Source organism: Bacillaceae bacterium S4-13-56 (assembly GCA_040191315.1).
Taxonomy (GTDB): domain Bacteria; phylum Bacillota; class Bacilli; order Bacillales; family JAWJLM01; genus JAWJLM01.
This window is the reverse complement of record JAWJLM010000035.1, coordinates 1-13,572: the sequence shown is the minus strand read 5'-3', so window position 1 is coordinate 13,572 and position 13,572 is coordinate 1. Positions and strand designations below refer to the sequence as shown.

Here is a 13,572-nt window from a genome sequence, read left to right as displayed (position 1 = left end):
TTATCTATAGGATCTTTTTATACTACTAGTATAGTACCTTAGTTGGGGTTCAAATACAATGTAAAGCCTACTATAAAAGGGCTTTCATAAATAAAATATAATTAGCGAGAAATTTGAGTTGCAAAAATTGAACTGGTGTTATATTATATTATTCATGTGAAATCAAAGTATAAAAAGATGAACTTTTAGTATAGAGGGGGATTTTCACCATGAACCAAACAAACAAAGTTGATTATGGGGTTCTTGCTGTTCTGATGATCGGGGCGTTTATTGCATTTTTAAATAATACCCTGTTGAACATTGCTTTACCTTCCATAATGATCGATTTACAAGTAGAAGCTGCCACTGTTCAATGGCTTACAACAGGATTTATGCTCGTGAACGGTGTATTAATTCCTGCAACAGCCTTTTTAATCCAAAAATATACCGTTCGCCGTTTGTTTTTAATAGCAATGACATTGTTTGCAGCAGGTACCATCCTTTCTGGAACTGCTGATATTTTTGGGGTACTTCTCACCGGTCGAATGATGCAGGCATCTGGTTCGGCCATTATGATGCCTCTTTTAATGAATGTGATGTTAGTTAGTTTCCCAGTTGAAAAACGCGGGGCTGCCATGGGTGTATTTGGGCTCATTTTAATGGCTGCACCAGCTATTGGGCCAACACTTTCAGGTTGGATTATAGAGCATTATGACTGGAGAATGCTTTTTCATTTCTTAACACCAATTGCATTAATCATTATTCTTATTGGAATTTTTAAACTTAAAGATACAAAAGAAAAAGTAGATATCAAATTAGATCTATTTTCTCTTCTATTATCCAGTGTGGGATTCGGAGGAATTTTGTATGGATTTAGCTCAGCTGGAACTAAGGGATGGGATAGCCCGTATGTGTATGGGACGATCGTTATTGGTGCGATTTCCTTAACTATTTTTATTTTGCGCCAACAAAGACAAGATCAACCAATGTTGAATTTTTCAGTATATAAATATCCAATGTTTGCTTTGTCTTCCGTAATTACAATGGTAGTAAATATGGCAATGTTTTCCGGAATGCTCTTAATTCCAATTTATGTTCAAACCATCCGTGGAATTTCTCCAATGGATGCTGGATTACTTTTATTACCTGGAGCGCTCGTAATGGCCACTATGTCACCAATTACCGGTCGCTTATTCGATAAAATTGGTGGAAAAATACTAGCTATAACTGGGTTAAGCATTTTAGTTGTTACCACCTATTACTTCAGTCAATTAACAGCTGAAACTCCTTATAGCTATTTGGTCGTTTTAAATGCTGTTCGGATGTTTGGTATGTCTATGGTTATGATGCCTGTTTCGACCAACGGACTAAATCAATTGCCAGCACGTTATTATCCACACGGAACAGCAATGAACAATACGCTTAACCAAGTGGCAGGTGCTATTGGTACTGCCTTACTTATTACTGTTATGTCAACTCGAACAGAAACACATGCTAAAGAGATTGCAGCTGACTTAATGGCTGCTAATCCAAATGCACAACCATCTGCTGCCGATTTAGCTCTTATGGAACAAGAAATTGGAATGCAAGCTATGCTTGGAGGAATTAACGATGCTTTCTTAGTGGCTACAGGAATCGCTTGTGTGGCTTTAATCCTAGCCTTCTTCATTAAGCGAGCAACACAAGCTCCAGATCCACTTGAAGAAAACCAAATGGACAGAGATCAAGGAAGTCGCGGAGGACAGGGAGGACCAAAACTCATCCCCGAAACTGCAGTACCAAAATTAGCAAGAAACTAATTGTTCAATCGTGTTGGTGGGGGCTGTTCTTTCAGGTAACAATCGGAAGTTTAGTTTGGCACGCAAACAAGCCCAGCCAACAGCACTACTTGCCCGTTATGCGGAGGAAATTTGTTCTATCCAAGACGAAATTATATTTTGAAAAAGGTGAAACTGAGTGCGTTTGCAAACTCAATTTCACCTTTTTTTAGGCATTAATTAAATTCAGCGTGAGAACGGTCCCTACCAGCACTCCTCAACAGAACACTCTCCTGTTGAACAGCATTATGATAGAAAGTTAGAAATGTTTGAAAAAAGGGGTGCATTATTCTTTCCTGTGCAGATTTTTTTAACTTATCTTCCACAGGTATAAGATATTTTACAAGTATTTCTTCCTCTAATTCTTTCATTTCAATTGAACGATTGGAATTCCCATTAGATATGCTTTGGATTTCTTCGCGAATAGCAGAGACCATAAATCCGGCAAGGCTACCAAAATGATCAGGATACACATCTTTTTCTAATGGATAATAATATCCTACTCGTTCAAAATGACCTATTAAGCATAGCAATTCTTGTTTTGTATCATCCTCTTGAAGAAATTCTCCGTCAGAACTACCAACGAGAGGCTCTCGAGAATCACCACCAGAATAGGACGAAAAGTAAGGAGGAACAAAGTAATCTCCGGGTATGACAAAGTAGTTGTCATACCATAGAGATACCTCTTCCCGCTTAAAATGGGAATGAAATGGAAACTCTTGTTTTACCTCGAGAGGTAGTTCACGAAAATACGCTTCATACTCATCCCATTCTCCTAGCCAAATTTGGGATAAGATATTCCATAACGCTAGCCGACCATAACTTTCCTCTAGATCAAACATCATCGTAGTTCCTCCCTTATACTTTTTTAATATCTACATACAAATCCAATTGACCTGGTGAACCACCAAGAAGATCTACTATATATCCTTCAAAATAACTTTCATCCTTAACTAGTAAATGGTTCACAGAGAAACCATTTCCACGTTTTGGTGCAAATCCAGATTCCTCATGAATCGGTCGATTAAATTTAAATGGAGTATGTCCATATCCTTTCGGCGGTTCCTGTACTTTCCCATCAATTTTTTCCCGAGAGGATCCGTAGGCAAAATGTCCAAAGTTATAAGCAGACCCCACTATCCCAGGTTTAATTCCTTGAGTAACATACACAATACCAGTTGCTTCCGCCTCATCTGAAGTAATTCTAACCTCATCACCTGAAGACAAACCTCTCTTATGTGCATCAATAGGATTCATCCAAATGTAATTATCACTACGGATCTCACGAAGCCATGCATTACTTTCCGTACGATGAGTTCCCATATTACGAGATTTCCAATTCACAAATTGCAATCCTCGGTTCTTCTTTACCTCTGTTCCATCGAATTGCTTAATCTCCTCATGAAGTGGCAATCCATCAAAAAATTCACCAGTAAATGAGTTCTTAAAACCAGCTGCCTTCTCATCATAAAAACAAGCTTGAGCATCCCAACGATATTTTAAATACGCTCCTTCATATTCATCGCCAGCACCTTCAAATCGTCCACCGCGATTTAGTACATAAACAATTTTCTTCCATTCTTCAGGCTTTACCGCATTTTCTAATACTTTTTTGTCAAAAAATTTACCAAGAGCTAGCTTTCTTGCGTTTTCAAATGCTTTAAGCTCTTCAGGGTTAGCATCAGGAACAGGCTTGCCATCAAAGGCAATATTAGCAACTCGCTTGAGATAGTAATCTTCTGGACGATCCAAAGAAGATCCATCAGGGAATGCGTCCTTCCCTACCCCTGGCAATCCCATTTCTTTAAACAAGTCGATATATACTTGATCAGTCGGACGAGCATCCGGCACCACTCGTGTCACAGGTTGATAAAGACTGGCGAATTTCGTTTTTAGGATTGGAAAAATATTTTCAAAGTTCCAGCTCTCTAGATAAGAAAGGTCTGGAAGTACGATATCTGCAAATTTTGTTGATTCACCCATCGCAATATCTGATGATACAACAAGTGGAACAACTTTTGGATCTGCTAAAAACTTCTGTTGCATAATGGATCTTGGGTTCGACATGATTGGTGAAAACCGGTTAATGAAAAGCGCACTAATTTTATAAGGATATCCTTCCGCAGCACTCGGCAACACATCTTGAACTAATTTATTTCCAAACGGAAACCAAGGACGTTTGGCGGGATAGCCATCTTTTGCAAACAAGGACGTTTTTTCATAAACCGTCTTATGTCTGGTCACTGGAATTCCCCAAGCTTTGTTTCCATTAGGTACAGCATTTAAATCATACTGACCTTCTAATTGCTTATAGCTTCTACCCGAAAAAGTATCTCCACCCTTCCAGTCATGATTTCCGATTAAATGGTTCAACATATTAATTGCCCTTGTGGCATAATATCCATTCCCGTGCTTAGCAGGACCGCGATAGGACATGATGGAAGCCTTTTTCCCATGAGAAGTAAATTCCTTGGCAAGCTGCACAATTTGATCTTGAGCTAGTTCTGTTATTTCAGCATATTCCTTTAACGTTTTTTCAAAAGCCCGCTCCTTGAACATTTGAAAAACGGATTTCACCTTCATTCCTTGAATCGTTGTATCTACCTCTAAATCACCTTGTCGGGCTTTATTATGTGTTGCTGGTTTCCCATTCTCTAAGACAACAAATTCATCTTCCCCAATTCCAATGTCCTTCGCGCGTAAAAGTGGACGCTTCGGGTGACTGACATTCACTAAATATGTGGCGTCACTCCAAGTTGGTTCACCGTCTTGATTAGCCGCAGCTTTATTGGGGTTGGTCAAATACACTTCATCAAACCGCTGATTTTCTATGATCCACCGAGACATTGCGAGCGCAAGGGCAGCATCTGCCCCAGGCTTTATCGGTACCCACATATCCGCTTTCTCCGCTGTCTTGCTAAAGCGTGGGTCAATGACAGCCATCTTCATTCCTCGTTGAATAGCATTCGTAATTTGTGGGCCAAGTGTAGTTGGACCTTTGCTAGAAACAAGCGGATTGGTCCCCCATATCATTACAAATTCCGCATTTTCCATATCGGGAATCATTCGCTTTTTCGGTTGAGATCCAGCAAATGAGCGAACATTCCCCATAGCACTACTTATTCCACAGACACCTCCATGATCAAAATTATTAATGGTTCCTAAGGATTGACCTGTAAGTCTCTCAATTAAATCTCTTCGATTACCTGCCATAAAGACAATTTGATTAGATTTTGGACCAAGATCAGGGTGCTTCGTATTTATTAACGAATCCTTATATTTCTGATCGAAATCCTCCTGACTCATGCTGCCATTTTTGACTTTATCCCAATCCTCCATGACTTTTCCTTGAGGAACGTATGCCCAAATGTCCTTAAGTCCCGGAGTTTTTAAATCAGGGCTACCTTCCAAAATTTCTTTATAAGCTTCCTCCCAGCTGATGGTTTTCCAAACCCCACTACCTCGTTCTCCTACACGTTTCATAGGTTTTTTAATGCGATAAGCATCATAGGCTGTTTGAATTCCGGCCTGTCCCTTCAGACACGTGCGACCTCCACGGAATCCACGCCCCATTTTTTTCACATCCCCAGTCCCTTTCACTGCATCCTGGATTGGAGTGTTGTAGTTGATTTGCCCATAAGGCACCATATTCATAGGGCTGTACTGATTCCCAGCAATTTTTCTAACGATAGAGGAATAGGCTCCATTTTCATTCCCAGATACGATATAGGTTTTAATGGTGCAAAAAGTGTTACATTGCTGGCAGGTCGTAAAAATGACATTGTCCGCTGTATAGTCCTGAGTGGCAGAGCCAACTCCATGTGCTTCATCAATCCACACCCCATTGATGACCTGTTTCACCGGACCAACAAAAGCAGGGCCCACAAGTACAACCGCTCCAAGACTTCCTAAAGCCTTAAGAAAACCTCTTCGGTTCATTTCTTTACTATTCATGACTATTTCCTCCTGTTTTCTCAAGCTCCTCAAGTGGTAACAATCGATCCCCAATAGAATAAATCAATAATCCCATCGCCGCGACTCCTAAACTAATCATCCACTCACTGAACGTCGGATAATAATATCCAAAAGGAAGTTCTTCAAACACTGGGATGATTAGTGGAGGTAAAACGATATTAAATCGAACTCCAATAATACCGATAACTACTAGGACCGCAGCCGTTAAAAGAGCAGTAGTTGATTGTTTCGTTTTTTTCCAGAAGACGAGAAAGATCGGCACAACTGCCCCTAAAAACATTTGCACTCCCCAGAAAGACCAAGCAAATTCGCTTGTCATTTGAGTTTCAAGAGTCAGTAAATGTTCATGTTCTAATCCATACCAACTCACTAAATATTCATAGAATTGTAGACCCAAGTCTACAAATAAAAATGCAACCATTAATTTGGCTAACGATTGAACCATTTCGTTATCAATTGGTTGTTTTGTTGCTTTTTTCTTAATCACATACATGGCTAGCAAAAGCGCAGTACCTGATACCATCGCGGAAACAACGAATATGATTGGAAAGAGCCCTGTATTCCATGCTGGACGTGCTTTTACAGTAGCAAAAATGGTTCCAGTACCTCCATGCACTCCAAAAATAGCTATAGGGATTCCGACGGTTCCAAGAATCTTCATCCACAGGTGGTCTCTCTTTTTAGTAAATTCATTGATTGTACTATTCTTAAAAGTTATGAGTCTTGCGAATTTTCCTTTCCATGTGCTGCTACCTTTGGCTAGCTTAACGAGATCCTCTCTCATGGCTATATACAGTTCAACACTTAATAAGGCAATGTATACGAGATAAAAATGAACCTCCCATGCTAGCATACTCGTTACATTCCAGTGAATAATAGCATTTAAAAATCTCTCAGGACGACCAAGGTCCATCAAAACAAAGGTCAAAGCCACAATCATACAGACAATAGCTGTAAATAACGCAGCCCTTCCAACTCTTTCAAATTCCTCCATACCAAATACGTATATTAAGGTTGAAAGGAGAAAGGAGCCTGCACTTAATCCCACAAAAAAGATATAAAAGGCAATCCAAGCACCCCAAGGGGTAATGGATGACAGATTAGTTGCTGCAAGCCCTGTAATCATCCGTTCAACTATAAAATATAAGCCAATTAAGAATACAATGGAGAGCGCTCCTATCCAAATTTTGAACAACCGACTAGAGCTAGTCTTCACATTTGTTTTCGATTCATAGGCGATCTGCGACATATTCATCCCTCCTATTTCAAGTAAATGACACTAGGCATTGTTCCTAGTTCAGATTTCAGAGTAAAAGCACGTGGGCTAGCGGCAAGCTTTGATACCACACTATTCGGGTCACTTATATCTCCAAAGAAACGAGCATCCCCTACGCAAGTTTCTACACAAGCTGGCTCTTCTCCACGTTCTAAACGATGGAAACAGAAACTACACTTCCGAACAGTTCCTTGTGGTGTTTTACCTTTTTTCCGTTCTCCTCTTTCTACCCCATATTCCGGACTTGTTACATCATTGTAGCCCTCCATCTCTCCTTCATAACTCTCTCCAAAATCAAAGGAACGTGCTCCATAAGGACAAGCCACTATACAATATCGACAGCCAATGCATCGATCATTATCAATAGCCACAATACCATTTTCCATTTTATAAGTAGCTCGTGTTGGACAAACCTGAACACATGGCGGCTTATCACATTGCATACATGGTCGAGGTAAATTCACTTTTGCTAGATTAGGAAATTCTCCAATTTCCTTCTCCATGACTACATTATAAGAAATTCCTGGAGGAGTTCTATTTTCAGCCTTACAAGAAACCGTGCAAGTATCGCAACCAACACATTTCTTCAAATCAATAACCATCGCCCACTTTGGGCCCTTCGTTTTAAAAGAAGACGTTTTCGGCTCCCCTGAGGCCATTTCTGTTCCAAACTCTTTTAGAAGAGAACTGGAATAGACTTTGTGAAAATCCTCAATTTTCAATTTTCCATTAATAACTTTCCGAGCATCCCTAGCCATATTTAAACCTAACTGAGTATCATAAGGAGATTGTTCCAATTCCTGTCTTGCATCAGGTAAATTGGAATCCAAAATCTGGTCCCAATCTTTTTCACTCATGCTTTGTTTCGAGAAAATACCCATCATATTCACCCCTCTTTTTTATTTAATAGATTCAATGGTGTCGTTGGAGCGATTTCTATTACCATCATTGGTCAGCTCCTGTGCCGATTTTTTAAATTCCTTTAAGGTCTGCCCTACCGCCCTTCCCATTTCCGGTAACTTACTTGGACCAAATATAATCAACGCAAGCACTAAAATAAGAATTAAACCTGGTATACCAATATTTGATAACATAGTCCTAGCCTCCTTAAATTGCTGTTCAACTAAGTACATGCAAAAATCATGCCAATTTTATAATTTAGATGAAGAAAGCAGCAAATCCCTACGTTCCCACTCTCGAGTTTTACTGGACCAAAATTTATTCAAATCTAAGGCTTCGACAACCTTTCCCACTTCACAAAATCTTCACATGTTTTTCTGCAAATAAAAAAGCTGAAGAGATTTTTTGTTCTCCTCAGCTTTTACATGCCATTTTGTCAGAGTCAACTCGTCAATAGTGACAAAGAGTCATAGTTTTTCCTTTTGCACAGCTTTATCCTTCAAATGATACGTATCAATTTTGCGATAGAGATTCCGAACACTGATGCCAAGAATCTCTGCTGCCTTTGTTTTGTTCCAACGCACTTCATGGAGCACTTTACGAATATGGTTCTTCTCTAGTTCTTCTAAAGAGTGAGTTTGTTTTTGAGAGTCTTCCTTTTGCAAAGAAGTATCGTCCATACCAGGTAGCAATAGGTCCTTCGCTTTGATTTGATTCCCCACCGATAGTAAGCATCCCCGTTCCAAAATATGAAACAATTCTCTTACGTTTCCCGGGAATGGATAGGATCGCAATCTGCTTTCGGCCTCTTTAGAGAGCTCTTTCCCTTGGTGTTTTACTAAAAAATGGTCTACTAAAGGTTTTATATCCTCTAACCTATCCCGTAAAGGAGGAATTTCAAGCTTAATTACATTCATACGGTAATATAGATCTTCTCGAAACCTACCTTCACGAACCTCTTCCTCCATATTTCGATTGGTTGCGGCAACCACACGAACATTCACCTGTCGCAGCCTAACATCCCCAACTCTTCGAAATTCACCAGATTCTAAAAACCTTAGCAGTTTCACCTGGACAGACAAAGGCATTTCTCCAATTTCGTCAAGAAAAAGAGTACCTCCATCGGCGATTTCCACTAATCCTTTTTTCTGTTGTTGCGCCCCAGTAAAAGCTCCCTTTTCATGACCAAAAAGTTCACTTTCCAAAAGTGTTTCTGGCAAGGCCCCTGAATTCACGGCAACAAACTGTTCCTTACTCCGATAGCCCCAATAATGGAGAGCTTTTGCAAATAATTCTTTACCCGTGCCACTCTCCCCTTCTATAAGGACAGGGACATCACGGTCAGCAATTTGATAAGTTAATTGAATAACCTGTTGGATTTTTTTACTAGTACCTATAATTTGAAAATCTTGTTTATGAAGCATCTGTTTTAAACCGGCATTTTTTTCTCTTAATTTCTTTTTCTCAGAAGCTTTTTGAATTGTAATTTCAAGTTCTGATAGATTATATGGTTTCGTTAAATAATCGTAGGCTCCCCGTTTCATAGCTTCAATGGCTGTGTCAATCGTACCATGTCCAGTCAGCATGATGATCTCAGTTTCTGGTTGGATTTCTTTTACGATTTTAAGTAGTTCTAATCCGTCCATTCCCTTCATTCGTATATCGAAAATTCCAACATCATAAACGTCTTTCTTTAACAACGGGATGGCTTCCTCAGCAGATTCAACCCCTTTAGCAATAAAACCTTTCCGATTTAAGCGCTTCACCAACAATTCTAGTAAATCTCTTTCATCATCAACGACCAAAATACGATTAGGCATTGTTTTCCTCCTCCCCTTTTAGGATGGGTAACTGTATTTTCACAACAGTACCTTTTCCTATTTCACTTTCAATGTGAATTTCTCCTCCAAATTGCTGAATGATACCATAACAAACAGAAAGTCCAAGTCCCGTTCCTTTCCCTACTGGTTTGGTTGTATAAAAAGGATCAAATACCTTTCCTATCGTTTCTTCAGACATCCCGCAACCCGTATCCTTTACTACCAAGGCTATTGATTCTCTTTCCAAGGTTGAGGAAACAAGAAGATCTCCTCCATTTTCCATGGCGTCAACTGCATTTTGAATCATATTTACCATCACCTGCATCAGTTTTAATCCATCTCCTATGAGAGGAGGAAGATTTGGAGTAAGCATTAATTCCAAGTTTATATTTTTACGAGAAAACGTATAATGGATTAAAGCAATACTATTGTGAACCACCTCGTTCACATCAATATTATTCTTTGTCCATTCTGTTTTTCTTGAGAAATTAAGTAGATTTCTAGTGATATTTTTACAGCGCTCTGTATTTTCTTTAATTATGCGTAAATACTTTTCCATTTCACCTGACTGAACAAGCTCCTCTTTTTCTTCCTTTAAACGGTCAAGTAGATCTTCAGCATAAACATTAATGGTCGCTAATGGGTTGTTTACCTCATGGGCAAAGCTAGATGCCATTAATCCTAAGGCACTTAACTTATCGGTCTGGATCAGCTTTTCCTCCATCTCTTGTTGTTCTGTAATATCCTCCATGACAATTAGATAATGTTCATTAGAATCTACCGTTTGAGTCAAAGGATACACACGGTGCCTAAAGATTTTCTTTTTCCCGCTTTTTCCAATTACTTTATGGATTTCATTCGACTCTATCGGTTGTGCAGGATCCATAATTGGGCAATCCTTACACGGCTGGTCCTCTCCGCTAAACAACACATAGCAAGGGATATTTAATTCGAACCGATCTAACCAGCTTTCTAATGTTGGATTAATCCATGAAATGGTAAAATCAGAACGAACTAATGCTAGGCCAGCTCCAATCCCATCGACTATAACGTCCAGCCGCTCTTTTTCCATAAGCAGCGACTGCGATTTTTCATAAAGCTCCGCACTCATCTCATTAAAAGCATTAGCTAGCTGACCCATTTCATCCGCTCGCTGAAGACGGACAGGCTCCACCCATTGATTTTTCTGAAAGCTCTTAATAGCCTTTTGCAGACTTTCAATAGGCCTTGTAAAATAAAGTCCAGCTGCAATACTTAGCAAACTAATGAAAAAGCCCACTATTAATACAATAATTGTCCCTTTTGAAGCTAGAGTATACACGGAGGAATAGGCCTCTTTATATGGCTGTTCCATAACAAGGGTCCAACCTAAAGTATCGATCTTTTTTTGCACCCCCAAAACTCTGTCCCCTTCATTATTCTCCTCACTAGGCTTCCAAAGCTGAGAATAATCCTGATGAGCAATAATTTTATCTTTTTGATCTAATAAATAAAGAATTCCTTCCTCTTTGACTCTTGAAGAAGTAATTTCTCCTATAATTTTCTGCAGCTGAATAACAACACCAATACCACCTAGGAACTGGTTATTTTCCTTCAGCGGAAGTGAAGTTGCTAGTTTCATAATGGGTTGACCAAATGAGTTAAAGGACACCTCATCAATAAATATCTTTTCATGAGAAAGCTGATCTAGCTGTTCTGTATTCATCCAATCCTGGTTTTGCACCCTATTCAAATCAAAACGTGATACACGATCCTTCACGACCCCCAAATGGTCAAACATAACGATTTCCTCAATTGCTTGATTTTCATGTAAGGTTTGATAATAGAGGCCTCGATGATCCTCTAAACCATCTACAGTAGATAAAAATTGAACATGCTTGATTATCTGTTGTATTTGTTGATCCACATCTTTTGCAATACTCTCAATGATAATAGTCTGCCTTTCCTTCACACTTTTTTCCTGATCGTCCATAAACTCTAAGAAGAGAAAAACGCTTAAAAATATGAGAGGGAGAGTCGACATAATTAAACCAAACAACAACACCTTATTTCGAATTCGTAGTCGATTTATATAATTTCTCATGGCCTTTCTCCACTTTCATCAAGAAGGGATTCATTTGTTGTCAAAAAATCAGCCAAAAGAGATGTTTCTTGATCTAAAGAGACACCAATTTGTTTTCGGACGTAGTCATTAATCAAAAACTTTACTTGATCTGGTAACTCCACAGATATATGAGATGGGTCTGCCCCTTGTAAAATCAAACTAACAAGTCGAGCTGACTGAAAACCCTGTTCAAAAAAAGGAACTCCATATCCCGCCAAAAATCCGTACTGTATATTTTCTTCAAAAATCCCCATCGTTGGAAGTGAGTGTTCCATTGCAAACTCCGAAATTTCCTTAGATAAAGCTTCAATATGGAAACTTGGTAATACCATCAATCCATCTGTTGATTTGACGATATGATCAAGATTTTCAAATAGTTCAGGTTCTCCAATCGTTTGGAATGCGACAATTGGGATGTCCAATTCCTTTGCTGCCTCTTTCACCCGTTCTAAACTCATGACACTAACATCCAATTCGCGGTCATATAGAACAATGACTCGTTCGATACTTGGGACTAGATTAAGCAGTAGTTCCAATCTCTTAGCTGATAGATTCAAATGATTATTATCAACTCCAGTAAACATACCCCCAGGATTTCGATAGTCATCAATTAGTCCCAACTCTTTAGGCGCCGCAATCCCCGCAAAAACCACAGGGATAGAGACTCCCTGTTTTTCCATGGTATCTTTAATTGTTAAAGCCTCAATCGCCCCTAATGCTACCAAAATATCCGGATTATTTTGAACAGCTTCTTTAGCTAAAGTTTCTAATTCTTTCAAATTATCTTGGCTATTATATACATCGAATTGAAATGTACCCTTTTCATAACCAAGTTCATATAGCCCCTGCTCCAACCCACGGAATTTTTCTAATCTGCTATTTCCAGTCATAAGCACTCCTATTTGGTAAACCTTATCTTTTTGCTCGGGAGAATCTATCGTTAAAACTACAATTAAAATTGTCGCACCTATAAAAAAACTAGCAATGAAAATCCATAATCCCTTCCTCACAAAACCACCCCCCGTATCCTAAATATAACTCACAAAACCACAAAATCACCATGACAAAATGACAATTTTGTGAGGACCCACATACAGGTAAGCCTGTTGGCGGGGTTGGTGGCGGGCACGGGGTGGTGGCGGGCGCGGGTGTGTTGGCGGGCGCGGGTGTGTTGGTAGGGACGGTTCCCACCAACACAAATTATATATTAATGGGGGCCAATCATTAAATCTAGTAATACTGAAGGGTGTCCTCCCTGTGATGAAGATAAAGTGAAACTTCCATCAGTGCCGTCCCCCACTGATTGTAAGCACCAGGGTAAGAAGGTAAGATAAAAGTCCACCCAATATTAGTTGGAGTGGACTTTTTTCTACTATTAGAAATTATAACTTTAGTCGCTTGAGAATACATGGGAAAATTAGGTTTCTCTATTAGGGATTGGCTATAAGACAAGTGTTGCTATGCAGATAGGAAAACTTGTCTTATCTACGTAAAGGCAGCAACATTGGGCGCCTTAAAGGCCTGCACTTATAAGAATAGTGGCTTCTAAGAAAACGAGGTATGATTTCTTAGAAGCCCTTTAACGGTTGTTATGTTTTCTAACTTTTTGGTTCTTATATAAACCTATATTCACATTTAGAAAACTTTAGTGATGTGTGTGTTGGTAAGAAGAACGAAATCGCTACGCGATGGCTCTGGGGA

At 39.3% G+C, this 13,572-nt stretch carries 9 protein-coding genes; 1 reads left to right on the top strand and 8 read right to left on the bottom strand.

Annotation, left to right across the window (positions count from 1 at the left end; genetic code table 11):
- Positions 1–209 precede the first annotated feature (209 nt).
- Positions 210–1,778, top strand: coding sequence for a DHA2 family efflux MFS transporter permease subunit (locus tag RZN25_10835; protein ID MEQ6377316.1), 1,569 nt, complete (start codon positions 210–212; stop codon positions 1,776–1,778).
- Between the two features lie 194 nt (positions 1,779–1,972).
- Here the strand turns inward: RZN25_10835 and RZN25_10830 are convergent, their stop codons facing one another.
- The 8 genes from RZN25_10830 to RZN25_10795 form a co-directional block, all read right to left on the bottom strand.
- Positions 1,973–2,641 carry a hypothetical protein gene (locus RZN25_10830; GenBank protein ID MEQ6377315.1) on the bottom strand — a complete coding sequence of 223 codons (669 nt, stop codon included), beginning with the start codon at positions 2,639–2,641 and terminating at the stop codon, positions 1,973–1,975.
- Between the two features lie 13 nt (positions 2,642–2,654).
- Positions 2,655–5,750 carry a molybdopterin-dependent oxidoreductase gene (locus RZN25_10825; GenBank protein ID MEQ6377314.1) on the bottom strand — a complete coding sequence of 1,032 codons (3,096 nt, stop codon included), beginning with the start codon at positions 5,748–5,750 and terminating at the stop codon, positions 2,655–2,657.
- Entirely contained in the window at positions 5,743–7,020 is a 1,278-nt protein-coding gene (gene nrfD / locus RZN25_10820; GenBank protein MEQ6377313.1) for an NrfD/PsrC family molybdoenzyme membrane anchor subunit, read from the bottom strand. Before nrfD ends, RZN25_10825 begins: the two co-directional genes overlap by 8 nt.
- 11 nt (positions 7,021–7,031) lie before the next feature.
- Positions 7,032–7,931 (bottom strand): 4Fe-4S dicluster domain-containing protein, encoded by a 900-nt coding sequence (locus RZN25_10815; protein MEQ6377312.1) that lies wholly within the window; start codon positions 7,929–7,931, stop codon positions 7,032–7,034.
- Between the two features lie 15 nt (positions 7,932–7,946).
- Positions 7,947–8,141: a twin-arginine translocase TatA/TatE family subunit gene (gene tatA / locus RZN25_10810; protein MEQ6377311.1), complete on the bottom strand. Its 195-nt coding sequence runs from the start codon at positions 8,139–8,141 to the stop codon at positions 7,947–7,949.
- A 273-nt stretch (positions 8,142–8,414) separates the two neighbouring features.
- The gene (locus RZN25_10805) at positions 8,415–9,767 is read right to left on the bottom strand and encodes a sigma-54 dependent transcriptional regulator (protein MEQ6377310.1); all 1,353 of its coding nucleotides are present in this window, start codon (positions 9,765–9,767) and stop codon (positions 8,415–8,417) included.
- Positions 9,760–11,850, bottom strand: a complete 2,091-nt coding sequence (locus RZN25_10800; protein MEQ6377309.1) for an ATP-binding protein — start codon at positions 11,848–11,850, stop codon at positions 9,760–9,762. Before RZN25_10800 ends, RZN25_10805 begins: the two co-directional genes overlap by 8 nt.
- Positions 11,847–12,881 carry an ABC transporter substrate-binding protein gene (locus RZN25_10795; GenBank protein MEQ6377308.1) on the bottom strand — a complete coding sequence of 345 codons (1,035 nt, stop codon included), beginning with the start codon at positions 12,879–12,881 and terminating at the stop codon, positions 11,847–11,849. The genes RZN25_10800 and RZN25_10795 overlap by 4 nt, the downstream gene beginning before the upstream one ends.
- Between the last annotated feature and the right edge of the window lie 691 nt (positions 12,882–13,572).